18 protein-coding genes are annotated in these 17,549 nt (G+C 70.1%); 9 read left to right on the top strand and 9 right to left on the bottom strand.

Annotated elements, in window-relative coordinates; all coding sequences use genetic code 11:
• The first annotated feature begins 168 nt into the window (after positions 1-168).
• On the top strand, positions 169-1,644 hold the full coding sequence (locus ACWDZ6_RS10000; protein WP_451502684.1) for a sensor histidine kinase: 1,476 nt from the start codon (positions 169-171) through the stop codon (positions 1,642-1,644).
• Between the two features lie 171 nt (positions 1,645-1,815).
• Here the strand turns inward: ACWDZ6_RS10000 and ACWDZ6_RS09995 are convergent, their stop codons facing one another.
• Both ACWDZ6_RS09995 and ACWDZ6_RS09990 read right to left on the bottom strand, forming a co-directional pair.
• Entirely contained in the window at positions 1,816-2,073 is a 258-nt protein-coding gene (locus ACWDZ6_RS09995; protein ID WP_003953983.1) for a WhiB family transcriptional regulator, read from the bottom strand.
• Between the two features lie 318 nt (positions 2,074-2,391).
• Positions 2,392-3,360, bottom strand: a complete 969-nt coding sequence (locus tag ACWDZ6_RS09990; protein ID WP_351457727.1) for a diacylglycerol/lipid kinase family protein — start codon at positions 3,358-3,360, stop codon at positions 2,392-2,394.
• Positions 3,361-3,430: 70 nt separating this feature from the next.
• Between ACWDZ6_RS09990 and ACWDZ6_RS09985 the strand changes: the two genes are divergently transcribed.
• Positions 3,431-3,847 carry a hypothetical protein gene (locus ACWDZ6_RS09985; RefSeq protein WP_451502476.1) on the top strand — a complete coding sequence of 139 codons (417 nt, stop codon included), beginning with the start codon at positions 3,431-3,433 and terminating at the stop codon, positions 3,845-3,847.
• A 132-nt stretch (positions 3,848-3,979) separates the two neighbouring features.
• Here ACWDZ6_RS09985 and ACWDZ6_RS09980 read toward each other — a convergent pair whose 3' ends face one another.
• The 3 genes from ACWDZ6_RS09980 to ACWDZ6_RS09970 all read right to left on the bottom strand — a co-directional run bounded on the left by ACWDZ6_RS09980 (position 3,980) and on the right by ACWDZ6_RS09970 (position 5,849).
• Positions 3,980-4,909: an RNA polymerase sigma factor SigF gene (locus ACWDZ6_RS09980; protein WP_389175254.1), complete on the bottom strand. Its 930-nt coding sequence runs from the start codon at positions 4,907-4,909 to the stop codon at positions 3,980-3,982.
• A gap of 23 nt (positions 4,910-4,932) precedes the next feature.
• Entirely contained in the window at positions 4,933-5,346 is a 414-nt protein-coding gene (locus ACWDZ6_RS09975; protein ID WP_250918386.1) for an ATP-binding protein, read from the bottom strand.
• A 242-nt stretch (positions 5,347-5,588) separates the two neighbouring features.
• Positions 5,589-5,849, bottom strand: a complete 261-nt coding sequence (locus ACWDZ6_RS09970; RefSeq protein ID WP_451502475.1) for a UBP-type zinc finger domain-containing protein — start codon at positions 5,847-5,849, stop codon at positions 5,589-5,591.
• A gap of 56 nt (positions 5,850-5,905) precedes the next feature.
• On the opposite strand from ACWDZ6_RS09970, the gene ACWDZ6_RS09965 reads away from it, so the two are divergent.
• Positions 5,906-7,504, top strand: coding sequence for a Na+/H+ antiporter (locus ACWDZ6_RS09965; RefSeq protein ID WP_451502474.1), 1,599 nt, complete (start codon positions 5,906-5,908; stop codon positions 7,502-7,504).
• Here ACWDZ6_RS09965 and ACWDZ6_RS09960 read toward each other — a convergent pair.
• Positions 7,483-8,586, bottom strand: a complete 1,104-nt coding sequence (locus ACWDZ6_RS09960) for a 1-aminocyclopropane-1-carboxylate deaminase/D-cysteine desulfhydrase (RefSeq protein ID WP_451502473.1) — start codon at positions 8,584-8,586, stop codon at positions 7,483-7,485. The genes ACWDZ6_RS09965 and ACWDZ6_RS09960 overlap by 22 nt on opposite strands.
• A 49-nt stretch (positions 8,587-8,635) precedes the next feature.
• Positions 8,636-9,226 carry an N-acetylmuramoyl-L-alanine amidase gene (locus ACWDZ6_RS09955; RefSeq protein ID WP_326652500.1) on the bottom strand — a complete coding sequence of 197 codons (591 nt, stop codon included), beginning with the start codon at positions 9,224-9,226 and terminating at the stop codon, positions 8,636-8,638.
• 240 nt (positions 9,227-9,466) lie between these two features.
• Here ACWDZ6_RS09955 and ACWDZ6_RS09950 point away from each other — a divergent pair, with 240 nt between their 5' ends.
• From ACWDZ6_RS09950 to ACWDZ6_RS09940, 3 genes are all read left to right on the top strand, one after another.
• Complete coding sequence (locus tag ACWDZ6_RS09950) at positions 9,467-10,888, top strand: family 2B encapsulin nanocompartment shell protein (protein ID WP_451502472.1); 1,422 nt, start codon at positions 9,467-9,469, stop codon at positions 10,886-10,888.
• 86 nt (positions 10,889-10,974) lie between these two features.
• Complete coding sequence (locus ACWDZ6_RS09945; protein WP_451502683.1) at positions 10,975-12,006, top strand: family 2 encapsulin nanocompartment cargo protein polyprenyl transferase; 1,032 nt, start codon at positions 10,975-10,977, stop codon at positions 12,004-12,006.
• 468 nt (positions 12,007-12,474) lie between these two features.
• Entirely contained in the window at positions 12,475-12,915 is a 441-nt protein-coding gene (locus ACWDZ6_RS09940; protein ID WP_366733136.1) for a DUF6304 family protein, read from the top strand.
• Positions 12,916-12,924: 9 nt separating this feature from the next.
• On the opposite strand, the gene ACWDZ6_RS09935 is transcribed toward ACWDZ6_RS09940, so the two are convergent.
• Both ACWDZ6_RS09935 and snpA read right to left on the bottom strand, forming a co-directional pair.
• Complete coding sequence (locus ACWDZ6_RS09935; protein ID WP_451502471.1) at positions 12,925-13,401, bottom strand: group II truncated hemoglobin; 477 nt, start codon at positions 13,399-13,401, stop codon at positions 12,925-12,927.
• Between the two features lie 140 nt (positions 13,402-13,541).
• Entirely contained in the window at positions 13,542-14,204 is a 663-nt protein-coding gene (snpA, locus tag ACWDZ6_RS09930) for a snapalysin (protein WP_451502470.1), read from the bottom strand.
• 178 nt (positions 14,205-14,382) lie between these two features.
• On the opposite strand from snpA, the gene ACWDZ6_RS09925 reads away from it, so the two are divergent.
• The 3 genes from ACWDZ6_RS09925 to ACWDZ6_RS09915 all read left to right on the top strand — a co-directional run bounded on the left by ACWDZ6_RS09925 (position 14,383) and on the right by ACWDZ6_RS09915 (position 17,514).
• Positions 14,383-15,345 carry a LysR family transcriptional regulator gene (locus ACWDZ6_RS09925; protein ID WP_451502469.1) on the top strand — a complete coding sequence of 321 codons (963 nt, stop codon included), beginning with the start codon at positions 14,383-14,385 and terminating at the stop codon, positions 15,343-15,345.
• Between the two features lie 164 nt (positions 15,346-15,509).
• Positions 15,510-16,103 carry a hypothetical protein gene (locus ACWDZ6_RS09920; protein ID WP_451502468.1) on the top strand — a complete coding sequence of 198 codons (594 nt, stop codon included), beginning with the start codon at positions 15,510-15,512 and terminating at the stop codon, positions 16,101-16,103.
• Positions 16,104-16,338: 235 nt separating this feature from the next.
• The gene (locus ACWDZ6_RS09915) at positions 16,339-17,514 is read left to right on the top strand and encodes a low temperature requirement protein A (protein WP_451502467.1); all 1,176 of its coding nucleotides are present in this window, start codon (positions 16,339-16,341) and stop codon (positions 17,512-17,514) included.
• Positions 17,515-17,549: the final 35 nt, after the last annotated feature.

Raw genomic sequence — 17,549 nt, 5'->3', positions numbered from 1 at the left:
TCGTTCCACCCTCCTGTGCGGGGAGAGTGGAGGCTTTACTCAAACATTGTGGACTAGACCATTCTCCGCTGTCCATCCATCTGCAGAGCTTAGTCCCGGTCCATCCTCCAGCACGGGCGGACGGCTCAACGGGTTCACCCCGCGGGTACGCTCGCAGATGTGCCCTCCATGAACGACCTCGTACGCCAGCAAACAGCCCTCAGTGAATCCGACCTCGAGTGGCTCCATCTGCTGGTCTCGGAGTGGCAGCTGCTCTCCGACCTCTCCTTCGCCGACCTCGTCCTCTGGGTCCCCACCCTCGACGGCACCCGCTATGTCTCCGTGGCCCAGATGCGGCCCAACACCGGGCCCACCTCCTACCAGGACGACATGGTCGGCCATCTCGTTCCCCGCGGCCGCCGGCCCCTGCTCGACGCCGCTCTCGACGAGGGGCGGATCGTGCGCGAGGGCGACCCGGAGTGGCGCGAGGAGGTTCCGGTGCGGGTCGAGTCGATCCCCGTACGCCGCGAGGGCCGGGTGCTCGGCGTCATCGCCCGCAATACGAACCTGCTGACCGTACGGACCCCTTCCCGGCTGGAGCTCACCTACCTCCAGTCCGCCTCCGACCTCGCCCAGATGATCGCTGCAGGATCGTTCCCCTTCCCCGGGCAGCAGGTCGACATGGATGCTTCGCCGCGCGTCGGCGACGGGCTGATCAGGCTCGACGCCGACGGCGTCGTCCAGTACGCGAGCCCCAACGGCCTTTCCGCCTACCACCGCCTGGGCCTAGCCTCCGACCTCGTCGGACACCACCTCGGCCAGACCACCGCCGAACTCGCCCCGTCCCGGGGACCTGTCGACGAGGCCCTGGTCAAACTCGCCAGCGGCTACGCGCCGCGCGAGACCGAGGTCGAGGGCAACGGCGGCGTCATCCAGCTGCGCGCCATCCCGCTCAAGCCCAAGGGCGTGCGGATCGGCTCTCTCGTACTCCTCCGCGACGTCACGGAACTCCGGCGCCGCGAGCGTGAGTTGATCACCAAGGACGCCACCATCCGGGAGATCCACCACCGGGTGAAGAACAACCTCCAGACGGTCGCCGCCCTGCTCCGCCTCCAGGCCCGCCGGATGGATTCCGAAGGCGGCCGGGAGGCGCTCAACGAGGCGGTACGGCGCGTCGGTTCGATCGCGATCGTCCATGAGACTCTTTCCCAGAATCTGGACGAGCGCGTGGAGTTCGACGAGATAGCGGACCGGGTCATCGCGATGGTCGCCGAGATCTCGCCGGGCAAGGTCGACTGCCGCCGTACGGGACGATTCGGCATCCTCGACGCCGAAGTGGCCACGCCGCTCTCCATGGTCCTGACCGAGGTGCTGCAGAACGCCCTGGAGCACGCCTTCACACAGGGCGAGCGCGGCTCGGTCGAGGTCGCGGCCGTACGGGGCGATCAGCGCGCGGAGACCGGCCGGCTGCTGATCACCGTCCAGGACGACGGCTGCGGACTGCCCGAGGGCTTCGACCCGCAGCGGGCCGGCAATCTGGGTCTGCAGATCGTAAGGACCCTGGTGGAAGGGGAGTTGGGCGGAACCTTCGACATGGTGCCGGTCCCGGCGCCCGGTCGTGGTACCCGCGTCGTCCTCGACATCCCCGTCCAGGGCGAGAAGTAGAGAAGCCGAAGCAGGCGGCCGGAACAGCGATGAGCCCCGGACCGTGTGGAACGGTCCGGGGCTCGAAGCTCACGTTGCTATGCGCATCGGGGGTACTGCGCGCTGCGGCTCGAAGGCGGTGAGTGCGTACTCGCTGTACGCTCCGCCGGGCTCAGGCTCGTAGCAGGGGGGTCAGGCGCTGGCGTTACGCGCCCGGTTGCGAGCGGCACGGCGCTTCATGGCGCGACGCTCGTCCTCGCTGAGACCACCCCAGACGCCTGAGTCCTGGCCGGACTCGAGCGCCCACTGCAGACACTGCTCCATGACGGGGCAGCGACGGCAGACGGCCTTGGCTTCCTCGATCTGCAGCAGCGCAGGACCAGTGTTGCCGATGGGGAAGAAGAGCTCGGGGTCTTCCTCGCGGCAAACGGCGTTGTGACGCCAGTCCATGGCTGCTACCTCTCCTTGGTATTACATTCAGGTTGCTTGTGAATGTGAACGCTTTCACGAATCCCCCCACGAGGGAAGGGCCGACTGCCAGTTTCCCGGCGTGGGTCCTGGGTTCTTAGGAGGGGTTCTGGCGGTCTGTGGGGCCGATGTTGCGGGCCGTCCCGATCGCCATGTAGAGATTCGCAAACCTCGGCGGCGGATACAACCCCTTCCGGAAACTTTTTTTTGATTCCTCGGTGTCGACTAGGTCACAGCCGTACTTCTATGGGGTGGATCCCAGCCCATACGTTCGAGATAAAGGACTTTGGGTCCTTCCGCTCACACAATCACACGCAGTGCACGGCGTACGCCTGTGAACGTCACGCTCGTGCGCAGTCCCAGGTGGTCACCGTCCATCTGGAACGGGAGCGGAACCTTTGAATTCAAGGTGAAGTCCGTCAGGTCATGGAGAGTGACGGCGTGCTTGCCGCGCGGTCCGCGCTCGGGGCTGGAGGTGAGCAGCTGGGTGGCGTACCGGGTCACGGCGGAGGTCGACAACTTGGACAGTGCGACGACGTCCAGGGCGGTGTCGAAGGAGGCCTCGGGAGACGCGTACACCGGGCGATTGCCCAGGTAGGTCCAAGGAGCGGTATTGCAGATTATGGAGAGCACAAGATCGGTGACCGGGTCCTCGCCGGGGCGCTCGAGGGTGATCGGACCGTGCCGGCGGTGGGGTTCGTCCAGAAACTGCCGTACCACTTGGCGCATATAGAGGGCGTGCGTGGAGCGCTTGCCGCGCTCCCGCTGCTGTTCCACCCGTCCGATGACGCTCGCGTCGAAACCGAGTCCGGCGCAGAAGGTGAACCAGCGGGGCGGGACCGACTCGTCCTCCGTGCCCGGCGTGCCGGCCGCGCGGCCGAGGCCGACCGTCCGCTCGGTCCGGTCGCGGAGCGCGTCAAGGATCGCGCCGGTCGCCTCCACGGCGTCGTTCGGGAGCCCGAGGGCCCGGGCGAAGACATTCGTCGAGCCGCCGGGGACGACGGCGAGGCGGGGGAGGGCGTCGGGGTCGGGACCATGGTGGAGCAGACCGTTGACGACCTCGTTCACGGTGCCGTCGCCGCCAAGGGCGACGACCAGCTCGATGTCGTCGGAATCAGCGGCCCGCCGGCCGAGGTCCCGGGCGTGTCCGCGGTACTCCGTCGTGACGGCTTCCAGCTTCATCTCGCTGGCGAGTGCGTGGATGAGCACGTCACGGGTGCGGGCACTGGTGGTGGTTGCTGCCGGATTGACCACAAGAAGTGCGCGCATGCGCAGCAGCGTACCCAGTGAGGGTTACCGGCCCCAGCCCCGGGCCTGGTACCCGGGCTACCCTGCAGAAATGAGCGATGACCGGACCCCCCGCCCTGCCCGTCTGACCGCCGCGGCCGCGGTATCCGGCCTGGAGGGCCTGGCGCTGGCCGCGGGCGGCATCTTCATGCTGGTGCTGGGGCTGCTCGACCGGCCGGACAGTGCCTCGCAGGCGGAGATGGGCGGAGTGACACTGATCGCACTCGCCGCGCTCCCGCTGGTCGCGGCGAGGGGGCTCCTGCTGCGGCGGAGCTGGAGCCGGGGCCCGGCGATCATCACGCATCTGATGACGCTGATTCCGTCGTGGACCCTGCTGCGCGCGTCGGGCGGGCTGATGCCGCTCGGGATCGTGCTGGCGCTGGTCGCGGTGACGGGCCTGGTGCTGCTGGTCAACCCGACGACGGCCGAGGCACTGGGCATCGGGGGCGGCGCGGCGCGGGACGCGTAGCGGCCGCGGGGTCCTGCCGCCCCGCTCTTCGGGGCTGTGGACGACGGGCCCCACAACCCTCGCTGTGGAGGACAGGGGCCCACGACCCGCGAGCGGCGCCGGGCGCGGACCCGGCCGCGCCCCGAACCGTTCCTACTCCTCCACCAGCAGCTTCTCGCGCAGCTGGGCCAGCGTGCGGGCCAGCAGGCGGGAGACGTGCATCTGGGAGATGCCCACCTCCTGCGCGATCTGCGACTGCGTCATGTTGCCGAAAAATCTCAGCAGCAGAATCCGCTTCTCGCGCGGCGGCAGGTCCTCCAGCAGCGGCTTCAGTGACTCGCGGTATTCGACGCCCTCCAGGGCCTCGTCCTCCGCGCCCAGTGTGTCCGCCACCGCCGGTGACTCGTCGTCCGTGTCGGGGACGTCCAGGGACAGCGTGGAGTACGCGTTCGCGGACTCCAGGCCCTCCAGGACCTCCTCCTCCGAGATGCCCAGGCGTTCCGCCAGCTCGTGCACCGTCGGGGAGCGGCCGTGCTGCTGGGAGAGCTCCGCCGTCGCCGTGGTCAGGGCGAGCCGCAGCTCCTGCAGGCGGCGCGGCACCCGTACCGCCCAGCCCTTGTCGCGGAAGTGGCGCTTGATCTCGCCGACGACCGTAGGCGTCGCATAGGTCGAGAACTCGACGCCTCGCTCCGGATCGAACCGGTCCACCGACTTGATCAGGCCGATCGTCGCGACCTGCGTCAGATCGTCCAGCGGCTCGCCGCGATTGCGGAAGCGGCGCGCCAGATGCTCGACGAGCGGCAGGTGCATCCGCACCAGCTGATTGCGCAGCTCGGCCCGCTCCGGCGAGCCGTCGGGCAGCTTGCGCAGCTCGATGAACATCGCCCGCGCCCCGCTGCGGTCATGTGGATCGTGGTGCTGCTCGTGCACGTGCTCGCTCATACGGTCCGCCCGCTCTGCCTGCGCCTGCTCCGCCGCGGCCGTCCGGCCGTCACGTCCGTCCTCCGGGTGCGGCCGCGCCTCCTGCTCCGGGATGTCGGCCGGCGCGCTCAGCGCCCTGGGCCCGCGCTCCTCGTCCCGCACCGGACCGCCCCCGTCCCTGTTCCTCACGCCGGCCCGGGTCCCGCGCCGCGCTGTTTGTACAGGCTGATGGAGACCGTGCGGTCGTCCGCGACGGTGGAGTCGACCTTGCCCGCCAGTGCCGACAGCACTGTCCAGGCAAAGGTGTCACGCTCGGGCGCGCGACCGTCGGTGGTCGGCGCCGACACCGTGACCTCGAGCGAGTCGTCGATGAGCCGGAACACGCAGCTGAGGACGGAGCCGGGAACAGCCTGCTGCAGCAGAATCGCGCACGCCTCGTCGACCGCGATCCGCAGGTCCTCGATCTCGTCGAGGGTGAAGTCCAAGCGCGCTGCGAGACCGGCCGTGGCCGTACGCAGCACAGACAGGTAGGCACCCGCAGCGGGCAGCCGGACTTCCACGAAGTCCTGGGTCCCGGGCTCGCCTGCGATCTGGGACACCCTCACCTCCAAGGTGGCACAAGCTCTTTCGGGGCTACGGGAGGGGAGATCCCGAAGCCGTCACTACGCATTCGTACGTAGCCGGTACTGGCCCGGCGACGCTATCGCGATCCATGGTGCCCTGTCGCCGGGACCCCCAGTCGATGGCTGTCACTCATGGTAAGCCTATGAGTACACACAGTGGCTAGAGGTCTGCGGCGCCCAATTGCGAGGACCCAGCGGAGGGTTGACGTACCCACGCGTCAGACGATCGAACCGTCGACAAAGCACCAGCGCCAGAGAGCCCCCGGCTCGAAACTCCGCATCACCGCGTGCCCGGTCTCCCGGAAATGCGCTCCGGCGTGCTGGTGGGGCGAGGAGTCGCAGCAGCCCACATGGCCGCAGACTAGGCATATCCGCAGCTGTACGGGGTGGCTGCCGACCGCCAGACACTGGGGGCAGGTCTCGCTCAGCGGCGCGGGTTCGGGGCGCGGCAGTTCTCTTACATGTGGGCACTCGCTCATGATTGCCAGACTACGACGCGGAATTCGGGCGCCGTACGGATGTGAGGAAGGGCGAGATGGACGCACTGCCACTGGTGGGGCTGATCGCGGCCAGTGCCGCGATCGCCGGGGTGGCCCGCCGGACACCCGTCCCGGCGCCGCTGCTGCTGGTGACGGTGGGGCTGATCGCCGCGTATGTGCCGGGGGTGCCCGACTACACGCTCGACCCGAGCATCGTGCTGCCGCTGGTGCTGCCGCCGCTGCTGCACAAGGCCGCGGTCGACAGTTCTTACCTGGACCTCCGGGCGAATCTGAGGCCCGTCGCGCTGCTCTCGGTCGGCTATGTCCTCTTCGCGACCGTCGCGGTCGGTTACCTCGCCTTTCTGCTGGTGCCGGATCTGCCGCTGACGGCGGCGCTGGTACTCGGCGCGGTGGTCGCGCCGCCGGACGCGGTCGCCGCGACCGCGATCGCCCGCCGGCTGGGCCTGCCGAGCCGGATCACCACGATTCTGCAGGGCGAGTCCCTGGTGAACGACGCGACCGCGATCACCGCGTACAGGGTGGCGCTGGCCGCGGCGGTCGGCGAGGGCGCGAGCTGGGTCGGCGGCATCGAGGAGTTCGCGCTGGCCTCGGTCGGCGGAGTCGTCGTCGGCCTGGTGCTGATGGTCCCGATCCACTGGCTGCGCACGCATCTCAGGGAAGCGCTGCTGCAGAACACGCTCTCGCTGCTCATCCCGTTCGTCGCGTATGCGGCGGCCGAGCAGGTCGGGGCGTCCGGAGTGCTCGCCGTGGTCGTCGTCGCGCTCTATCTCGGGCACCGCTCCTGGCAGGTCGATTTCGCGACCCGGCTGCAGGAGGAGGCGGTCTGGAAGATGGTGGCTTTCATCCTCGAGTCCTCGGTCTTCGCGCTGATCGGGCTGCAGCTGCCGTACGTACTCAAGGGACTCGGCGGGTACGGCGTCGGCGAATCGCTCTGGTACGCCGTCGGGGTCTTCGTCGCCGTGGTCGTGGTGCGGTTCATCTGGGTCTTCCCGGCGACATTCGTGCCGCGCGTCCTGTCGAAACGGATCAGGGAGCGCGAGCCGGGCATCACCTGGACCGCGCCGACGGTGGTGGGCTGGGCCGGGATGCGAGGCGTCGTCTCGCTGGCCATCGCCTTCTCCATCCCGATGACGACGGCGGACGGCGGGCCCTTCCCGGCGCGGAACCTGGTCCTCTTCCTGACCTTCACGACGGTGATCGGGACACTGGTGGTGCAGGGGCTCACGCTGCCGTCGCTGATCCGGGCCCTGAAGCTGCCCGGCCGCGACAGGTATGCCGAGACGCTGGCCGAGGCACAGGCCCAGAGCGAGGCCTCGCGGGCCGCGGAGCTGCGGCTGGAGGAGCTGCTCGAGGACGAGCGGAACGCGCTGCCGCAGCCGCTGGCCGACCGGCTGCGGACCGTACTGGAGCGGCGGCGGAACTCCGTCTGGGAGCGGCTCGGGACGGTGAACGAGGTGACCGGCGAGTCGGTGGACGATACCTACCGGCGGTTCGCGCGGGAGATGATCGAGGCCGAGCGCGAGGTCTTCGTTCAGCTTCGGGACCAGCGGCGGATCGACGACGAGATGATGCGCACGCTGCTGCGCCGGCTGGATCTGGAGGAGGCGGCGGCCTACCGCGAGGACGCGCCCTGACCGGTGATGACGGCGGCGACCGTGGTGCCGCGCGGGAAGGCGCCCTCGGCGGCGAGCACGGTGAGGCCGTACAGCATCTTGGCGACATAGACACGCTCGACGGGCAGCCCGTGGCGGGCCTCGAAGTCCGCGGCGAAGGCGTCGAGCCGGGGCGTGGTACGGGCGTATCCGCCGAAGTGGAAGCGCCCGTCGAGGGACCAGTCCCCGGCGGGGCCGCCGAACGCTTCCAGCTGGAGGGTACGTATGGAGTCGCCGAGGAAGCCGCCCTTGAGGACGGGGAACCCGATGGCGCGCCGGCCGAGCCCGAGACCGGCGGCGAGTCCGGCGACGGTCCCGCCGGTCCCGCAGGCGACGGCGACGACGTCCGTCGCGTCGCGGAGCTCGTGACCGAGGGCGGTGCAGCCGTGGGCGGCGAGAGCGTTGCTGCCGCCTTCCGGGACGACGTAGATGTCCCCGGTCCCACCCCGTCCCGAGCCATGGGCAGGTCCCCCGGGCCCCTGCGGGCAGCCACGGGCGCCGTCCTTCGTGGGCCCGGCGCGGTGGGCGTGGTCCGGGGGCGGGCCCACGGGAGCCGACGGGTGCCGGTCCTGCGGGCCCCGGTCGCCCCCGTCGGCGGCGCCTCGCGCCCACCGCTGCTCCAGCGCCTGGGCCGCAGCCGTCAGGATGCGCTCCCGCACCTCCGGGTCGTCCTTCCCGCGGTACGCCGCGCGGTCCACGAAACGCAGGTGCATACCGTCCGCCGCACACCGGGACAGCGACGGGTTCAGGGGGCGCGAAGCCAGTTCGTCGCCGCGGACTATGCCGATCGTCGTGAAGCCCAGCAGCCGGCCCGCGGCCGCCGTCGCCCGCAGATGGTTGGAGTACGCGCCGCCGAACGTCAGCAGCGGCCGGCCGGCTGCCGCATGCAGGTTCGGGACGAGTTTGCGCCACTTGTTGCCCGGGATGTCCGGGTGGATCAGGTCGTCGCGCTTGAGCAGCAGACGGACGCCGTGACGGGCGAAGCGCTCGTCCTCGACCGGCTGCAGCGGCGACGGCAGTCGCGGCCGCAGAGCGGAGGTGAGGTCGAACGCTTCCCGGGTCACCTGCCCATTGTCACTTCACGCCGATTGTCGATCACGTCGGCTTCACGTGTCACTGCAGGCGTTCGTGGATACGGGCGCGCATCGAGCTCATCGTGAACCCCCGCGGGTCGACCTTCCCCGGCTGCCATTCCAGGTGGCCGATCACCGAGCGCTCGGTCCAGCCATGGGGCCGGCAGATCGCCGCCGCGGCCTTCTCGATCGCCTCCAGCTGGACCGCCGGCCATGGATCCACGCCGTCGCCGAGGTTCTCGCACTCGAAGCCGTAAAAATGGCGGTTTCCATCGGTGTTCGCCTCGTTGTCCGGCGGGAGCGGGTTCTCCGCGATGACCGCGCGCAGTACGTCGTCGTCGCCCAGCCCCGCATGGTTGGCGCGGCCGTAGCCGACGAGATGGACTCTGCCGTCCTTGGTGATGACGCCGTGACAGAGCGGACCCGGCAGGCTCGCGTAACCGTCCCGGCAGATACGGACGGTGCTCGCGGTGCCCTTGGTCACGGTGTGATGAATCATCACGCCGTGGACGGGACCCCAGGGGCCCACGTGGTTGCGGTTGTGCGTACGCCATTCGCCGACTTCGACGACCGTCAGTCCCTCGTCGCGCAGGGCGTCGAGGAAACTGTTCGCGGACATGGGTGGGGACATGGCCGTCTCCTTGTGGGGGTGAGGGGATCGGAGCGGAATGTTCCGGGCGGAATGCTCCGTACCGTGCTTGTACCCGAACTCCGGTGGAGGGACCATCCGTTCACCTGGTGAGCGAGCCGATCCGGACAGTGCCCCGGGCCCGACCGATCCAGTCCCACTCATTTGTGTAATGGCGTCCGCACTCTCCGTGCTGAAAGGCTTCCTCTCGCAGGTCAGACCCCATGATGGAGAGGGAGTCCTATGTCGGTTGGTTCGGTTGGTCCGGTCGGCGACGAGATCCGCGAGCAGCAGACGGCGCAGCAGAGTCTCGGTACGGCAGCCGCGCGGAACCTTGCGACCACCACCAAATCGGCCCCGCAGATGCAGGAGATCACCTCACGGTGGCTGCTGCGCATGCTGCCGTGGGTGCAAGTACAGGGCGGTACCTACCGGGTGAACCGCCGCCTGAGTTACTCGGTCGGCGACGGACGCGTGACGTTCGTGCAGACCGGCGACCGGGTGACGGTCATCCCCGCCGAGCTCGGCGAACTCCCCGCGCTGCGGGAGTACGGCGACGAGGCGGTGCTCGCCGAGCTGGCGAACCGCTGTGAGCAAAGGGAGTTCGCGCCGGGAGAGGTGCTGGCCGCGTCCGGTTCGGACGCGGGCCGTGTCTTCCTTCTGGCGCACGGCCGGGTGGAGCAGATCGGCACCGGTCCGTACGGCGACGAGGCGGTGCTCGGCGTCCTCGCCGACGGCGCGTACTTCGGCGACCAGACGCTCACGGACCGGGAAGCGGTCTGGGAGTACACCGCACGCGCGGCGACGGCATGCACGGTGCTCGTCCTGACCAGGGACGATGTGCTGAACCTCGCGGAGCGTACGGAGTCGCTGCGCACCCATCTGGCCGGGCTCTGCGAACTGCCGCAGCAGCGGACGAACAAATACGGCGAGGCGGCGATCGACCTGTCCGCCGGCCATATCGGCGAAGCCGTCGTACCGCACACCTACGTCGACTACGAAGCGGCGCCCCGCGAGTACGAACTGAGCGTCGCCCAGACCGTACTGAAGGTCCACAGCCGCGTCGCCGACCTCTACAACCAGCCGATGAACCAGACCGAGCAGCAGCTGCGGCTCACGGTCGAGGCGCTGCGCGAGCGCCAGGAGCACGAGCTCGTCAACAACAGGGAGTTCGGCCTGCTGAACAACTGCGACTACGGTCAGCGGCTGCAGCCGCACGACGGTGTGCCGAGCCCCGACGACATGGACGAACTGCTGTCGCGGCGGCGCGGCTCGAAGCTGTTCCTCGCCCATCCGCGGGCCGTCGCCGCCTTCGGGCGCGAGTGCAACAAGCGCGGTCTGGTCCCCGAGAGTGTGGAGGTCGCCGGGCACCAGGTGCCGGCCTGGCGCGGTGTGCCGATCTTCCCGTGCAACAAGATCCCGGTGAGCGACGCCCGTACGACGTCGATCATCTGTATGCGTACGGGCGAGGCCGACCAAGGAGTCATCGGACTGCAGCAGAGCGGCATCCCGGACGAGATCGAGCCGAGCCTGTCCGCGCGCTTCATGGGCATCGACGAGCAGGCGATCATCTCCTACCTGGTCACGGCCTACTACTCGGCGGCGGTGCTGGTGCCGGACGCGCTCGGTGTCCTGGAGAACGTCGAAATCAGCCGCTGGCGGTGAACCGACGCGGCCGGGGGCCCGGTGCCACTCCGCGCCCCCGGCCCGACAGCCCGGCCCAACGCCTCGAAAGGACCGCTGAGTTGACCATGCAGGACACCGTCGAGGGCAGCGAGGCCGTCGCGCTCCTCGAACGCACCAGAAGCGCCGTCGATCCCCGACTGCGCGCTACCGTCGAGTCGTTGCCCGGGCCCATACGCCGTATCGCGATGTACCACTTCGGCTGGGAGCACGCCGACGGCACGCCGGCCACGGGCGCGGCGGGCAAGGCCATCAGACCCGCGCTCGTACTGGCCTCGGCCCGGGCGCTGGGCGGAGACCCGCAGCCCGCCGTACGGGCTGCCGCGGCCGTGGAGCTGGCACACAATTTCACCCTCCTCCACGACGACGTCATCGACGAGGACCCCACCCGCAGGCACCGCCCCACCGCCTGGACGGTCTTCGGTACTCCGGCCGCCATCATCGTGGGCGACGCCCTTTTCGCCCTCGCGTTGCAGCTGCTCGCCGAGGACCGGCACCCCGCGTCGGCCGCCGCATCGGAGCGGCTCGCGGCCTGTGTGATCGAGCTGTGCGCCGGACAGCAGGCGGACTGCGCCTTCGAGGAGCGTGCCCCGCACGAGGTCTCACTGGAGGAGTGCCTCGCCATGGCGACCGCCAAGACCGGGGCATTGCTCGGCTGTGCGTGCGCGCTCGGCGCGCTCTACGCGGGCGCGGGTGAGGAGGAGGCGGCTGCCATGGACGCATTCGGGCGGGAGGCGGGCCTCGCCTTCCAGCTCATCGACGACCTGATCGGGATCTGGGGAGACCCCGACCGTACGGGCAAGCCGGCAGGTGCTGATCTGGCGGCCCGCAAGAAGTCCCTGCCGGTGGTCGCGGCGCTCGCCTCCGGCACCCCGGCCGGCGCCGAACTGGCCGAGCTCTACCACGGGCCCATGAACGCATCGGCAGTCCGCCGCGCCGCCGACGCGGTCGACCGGGCGGGCGGCCGCGACTGGGCGCAGCTGCAGGCCGCCGACCGGATGGCGCGTGCCGTGCAGGAGCTCTCACGCGCGGTCGGGGACCTGTCGGCGGCGGGCGATCTGCTGGCCCTGGCGGAATTCGTCACTCGCCGCACGCGCTGACGCTCGCGACAGGACAGCGAACTCCCGGAACATGGCCCATGCGGCGCGATCCGCGGCCGGGGTGAGCGCGGCGTGACCGTCGGCTGTCCGGCCTGCGCATACCGCTATATCCTGGATCCATGGGCAGCGAAGGACGTCGGACCGTCCGCCGCCCGCAGGCCGACGGCCATGTGTGCCCGGCTTGCGGACAGCCTGTCGGTTCCGTCATCAGACGACGCAAGACTCTCGGGGCTTTCGTCCCGTCCTGGGGACCCGGGCCCTGCCGTAATCCCCAGTGCCCGGAGTACGCCGGGAACGGGGGCGGGAAGCCGGTCGAGGCACCGCATGAGGCATCCGGTGAGGCACCCGGCGAGGCACCGCATGAGGCACCCGGCGAGGGGCCGCCCGAGGGGCCCGCCGCAGAGGTCGGGACCGCCTGAGGGATCCCTGCTGTTCAGCGGAAGGGGCCGTACCGCTACAGTCCGCGCCATGTCATCGGAGTCGACGGAAGTCTGGGCGGGCTGGTACCGCGACCGGCTGGGCGCGGAAGCGGTCACCATAGCGGCGCACGAGCAGCAACTGCGCACGCGTATCAGGGGAATCGAGTACGAAGGGGCGACCTTCGCCGCCCTGGAGCCGGTGGGCCTGAGCGGGGTGCTGTCCTCCTGCGTACTGGAGTGGGACATGCCGCTGCCCGTCCACTCGGAAGGGACGGTCCAACGGGCCACGCTCAGCTGCCTGTTGACGCTCGGCGAGGCGCAGCCGGGCGGGCAGCTCGACCGCGCGGACCTCAATCTGACCCTGCACTACGGCGGAGCCGCGTACGAATCCGGCGTCGCCGGCGGTGACTTCGACGACGCCCTCAGCCGGATCCGGGGCCAGCTGCCGCCCGGTGCGGAGCTCGGGCAGTCGGCACCCGTGGGTGCCTGACGGAGAACCTCAGCGCACTCCATTCCAGCCCCAGCGTGGCGTCGGACCCGGATCACCGAGGTCCGTGCCCGCCGGGTCGGCCGAGACCTGGCGGGCGATCTTCGTACCCCAGTCGAAGTACTCCATCACCCGGCGGCGCAGCAGCTCGTCGTCCGGGAGCTCCTTCGCCACCGCCTCCGTCATCAGCTCCATCCAGCGCAGCCGCTGCTCCTCGGTGATCGAGAGCCCGAGGTGGGCGCGGAGCAGGGCCTGGTGGCCGCCGAGCTCGGCCGTGAAGCGGGCAGGTCCGTCGAAGACCTCGGCCAGCCAGACGGCGACATGCTCGATGTGGGTGGGGGTGAAGTCGGCGAAGACGGGGGCGAGCAGCGGGTCTGCGAGGACGGCCTCGTAGAACGTGTTGCTCAGCCGCCGCAGCGCGTCCGCGCCGCCCACGGCCTCGTACAGCGTCCCGGGACGCTCGCCCGGTCTGTTCGTCTCTTCGGTCACGGGTCCTCCTGGCTCCGGTGTGTGCCCTGCCAGGATTCACGGCCCCGTCCGCGGGCCCAAGCGTTTCGGACTACTTCCGCCAAGAGCGGAAGGCGCCCCGCCGTGGGCCGGCGGGGCGCCTCTCGTGCGTCGAGGACCGGTCAGGAGACGCGGGCGATCGCCGCCGCCAGGCCGTTGGCCCACAGGGCGTTCACCCGGGCACGCTCCTGTGCGTTCGGGGTGGCGTTCTGGCAGGACGTGCCGGGGCCGCCGCCCGACATCAGCTCGCTGCACGGGCCCGAGTAGTGGTCCGGCAGGCCGAGCACGTGCCCGGTCTCATGGGCGGTGACCCGGGTGGAGTTGTACTGCTGGTTCTGTGCGTAGTCGAGGAAGATGTAGCCGCGGCCGTGCCCGTCGGTGCTGGCGTACGAGCCGCGGGAGTCATTGCCCTCGCGGTAGGAGAAGTCCGCGCCCGAGCCTTCCTGCAGTTTCACGTTGCTGACGGAGCTGTTCCAGATCTGGGTGCTCCGGGATATCTGGCTGCGGAAGCTGGGCGCTCTGCTGGTGCTGTAGACGACCGTCACGGCCTGCGCGCCGGGGTTCGCGGCGCGCTTCTCGGCGACCGACTTCACGACGGCGTCGAAGAAGGCCTTCGTCGCCTTGGCGTCCGCCGACGAGCCGGCGTAGGCGGAGTACGACGAAGAGACGGCGGCCGCAGGGGAGTTGGCCGTCGTCGTGGCTGCGGTCGCGGGTACCGCGCTCAGCGCGGCTGCGAGGCCGGCGCTGAGGGCGGCGGACACTAATACGGTTCTGGGGTGACGCATGTGGGGGGCTCCTACTCTTGGGGTGAACAGGTGCGGTTGGGGAGAGTGTTGAGGAGCCTGCCGCGTTCCGGATGATGCCAACTGCCGATAGCACGGGCGCATCACGCTGTCCAGTTCGCCATGTGTGCCCCAACTAAGGTGTCTGGTGTGACAGTTGAGGCGCCTCTACGCTCGGGGGATGGAGCTCGAGGTGAGGCACCTCCGTGTGCTGTGCGCCATTGCGGACACCGGCAGCCTGCACAAAGCCGCCCGCCAACTGGGCATGAGTCAGCCGTCCCTGACGACACAGCTGCGGCGTATCGAGAACTCCCTCGGCGCCGAGCTCTTCTCGCGTGAACGCACCGGCTGCCGGCCGACACCGCTGGGCCGCTCCGTGCTGAGCCGGGCCCGCCCGCTGGTGGCCGAAATGGCCGCTCTCGTCGTGGAGGCCAAGGCGGCCGCGGCACGGGCCGGCGGTCCCCGGCTGCGCATCGGCTCCACTGCCAGCCGCGCGCTGGCAGGCTGGCTGCGCCGGCTGCGCGAACGGCTGCCGGGAACCGATTTGTCGCTGCACATGAATGTCTCCGCCAACGTGCTGCTGCGGATGGTCGCGGCCGGCCAGCTCGATGTCGCCTTCGTGCACGAGGTGGAGGGGTGTCCGCTCCTGGTGCCGGACGGACTCGCCGTACGCGTACTGATGGAGCGCGAGCCGCAGTTCATCTCGATGGCGCGCGACCATCCGGCGGCGGGCGCCTCCGTCGTGGAGCTGGCCGATCTCGCCGGGGACCGCTGGATGGTCGACCCGACGGTGGACGGCGAATGGGACGGGCTGCGCAGGGTGCTCGGCGCAGCCGGCCTCAACCCATCCGTCCTGCACGGGGATTACCTCACCGCCGCGTCCCTCATCGCGGTCGGCGAGGCCGTCGCGCCGTGCCAGCCGACCACGGGACCGCGCGAGGACATGGCGATCCGTCCGCTGCGTGGCGATCCGCTCGGCGTACGGCTGCTGTTGTTCTCCAGACCCGGAGCGTGCGCGGAGCTGTACGCGGCGGTCTACGAGGAGCTGGAGGCGGCGTACCGGGAGGCCGCCCTGCGCGTGTCCGCGTACCGGCAGTGGCTGCTGCGCCACAAGAGCCCATTGCTCCACGCGCCCGCGGCCTGATCCGAGACCTGAGGCACCGGACCGACGGCCGCCCTTTCCGCGACCGGACCGGTCTGGTCATCGGCTTCGCCCACCGGCCGGTCCGAGGATGTCCGCTCCTTCTTCGGCACACTCGGCCGATAACGCACCATCGGCGGCGACAGGTCGCTGGCATGATCATTGGCATGGCCCGGATACCCCGCCCCCGCCGTACCGTCGCGGTCGTCGTGGCCGCGGTCGTCGTGACCGTCGGCGGCTGCACGGTGTTCCAGCGCGTGCAGGGTGGACTGGAGCGGGCGAAGGACCGCCGGGACCTGGCCGACCTCACCCGGCCCGCGCCCTGGCCCAGGGACGAACTCCGCATCCCCGACGGGACACCGCGCGAAGGCGTCCAGGGGGAGACCTACGAATCCGGCTTCAGCTTCAGCTTTCCGCTCCCCACCGCCGACGACCCACGGGCCCTGGCCACCTACCGGATGTTCCAGCCGGCCGACGACAGCTCTCTCGCCGCCGAGGGGGCGAACTGCGCGGCGAAGATCCTCAGCTGTACGGACATCGGCAACGGCATCACCAAGGTCGTCACGCACCGGACCGGCAACAGCACTGCCTCGGTCGCTCTCTACCAGCCGCACGGCGACCGGGTGTTCAGCGTGAGGGTGAACGGTGTCCACGCGGACCAGGGCCGGCTGCGCCGCCTGCTCACCCGTACGCACCCGGCGACGGACGAAGAGCTGCTGCGGATACTGCGCCGGCCGGGCTACCGGACGGACTGGAGCTGAATTCCGGTCCGGCCGGCAGTGCGGCGCCGACCGCCGGAGCGGTCCGGGCGGGCCTGAGCGACCTGCCCGGCCTGGACCGAACCAGGGGGCGGGGCAACTGCTTGAGGGGCTCCTGCCCACGTTTTGTCACGCCGCCGATGCCGGCGCGTCGTATCCTTCCGCGCGTAGCCGGCCGAACCGAGTGCTGGGCTCCGGAGGGGGAGAGGCCGTGGCGACAGGCAGAGATCGTTCCCGGATGATCGCAACCGAGGGCGGTCACCGGGTAACGCCGGCCGAGCTGTTCTTCGACTTGGTGTTCGTGTACGCGATCACCCAGGTCACCGCCCTGATGGCGGCCGACCCGAGCCTCCTGCGGATACTCGGCGCGGCCGTGGTGCTCGCACTGCTGTGGTGGTGCTGGTGCTGCTTCGCCTGGCTGGGAAATGTGGTGCGAGCCGACACCGGGGCGATGTTCGCCGTGCTGGTCGCGGTGATGGCGGTGGTGCTCGTCGTCTCACTGACCGTCCCGGATGTCTACGCCGACGCGCCCGGCGGCCTGTCCGCACCACTGGTGTTCGTGCTCTGCTACGGCGCGGTCCGGATCCTGCACCTGGCCTCGTACTGGATCTCCAGCCCCGGTGACGAGGCGCTCCATGTCACGCTGCGCCGGACGGCGTTGCTGTCGGTGGCGCCGCCGTTCGTACTGCTGCTGATCGGCAGCTCGTTCACCGGCGTCACGCAGGTGCTGCTGTGGCTCGGCGCGGTCGTCATCGACTACTTCGGGATCTACGTCACGGGGGCGTCGGGCTGGCGTGTCATCTCGCCGGGCCACTTCGCCGAACGGCACGGCCTGATCGTGATCATCGCCCTGGGCGAGTCCATCGTCGCGATCGGTGTGGGCGTGTCCGGCCTTCCCCTCACCGCGCCGGTACTGGCGGGCGCCGCCGCGGGCCTGTTGGTCGTCGCCGGACTGTGGCGCGTGTACTTCCGGCAGATCAGCGAAACCGCCGAACACCGGCTGACCACGCTGGACGGCGACGCCCGCACCCGGCTGGCCCGCGACGCCTACACGTTCCTGCACCTGCCGCTCGTGGCAGGAGTCGTACTCACCGCGCTGGGCATGAAGACGGTCCTCCACCAGGTCGCCGACACCGGGCACTACGACCTGTCCGAGCCGCTGCACGGGGTGGTGGCCTGGGCACTCGGCGGAGGCGTGGGGGTGTTCCTGCTGGCGGCGGTGGCGATCCTGGTGCGCACCGGCGGCCGGAGCTCTGTGATCCTCATCACCGGAGGGCTCGGCTGTCTGTGCGCGGGAGCGGTGGTCGTCCTGATGCCCGCACTGGTCGCGCTGGGGCTGCTGGCCGCGGTGGTGACCGGCATGGTGATCCTGCTCAGCCGGAAGGACCGGGCAGCCGGGACGGGCGGGGCGTGAACCCCGAGCGAGCCCGGCGTGACGATCTCCACCCA

The sequence above is a fragment of the Streptomyces sp. NPDC002926 genome (assembly GCF_053591755.1).
Note: the sequence above shows the minus strand (reverse complement) of the source record. Positions and strands in the feature narration are given on the sequence as shown.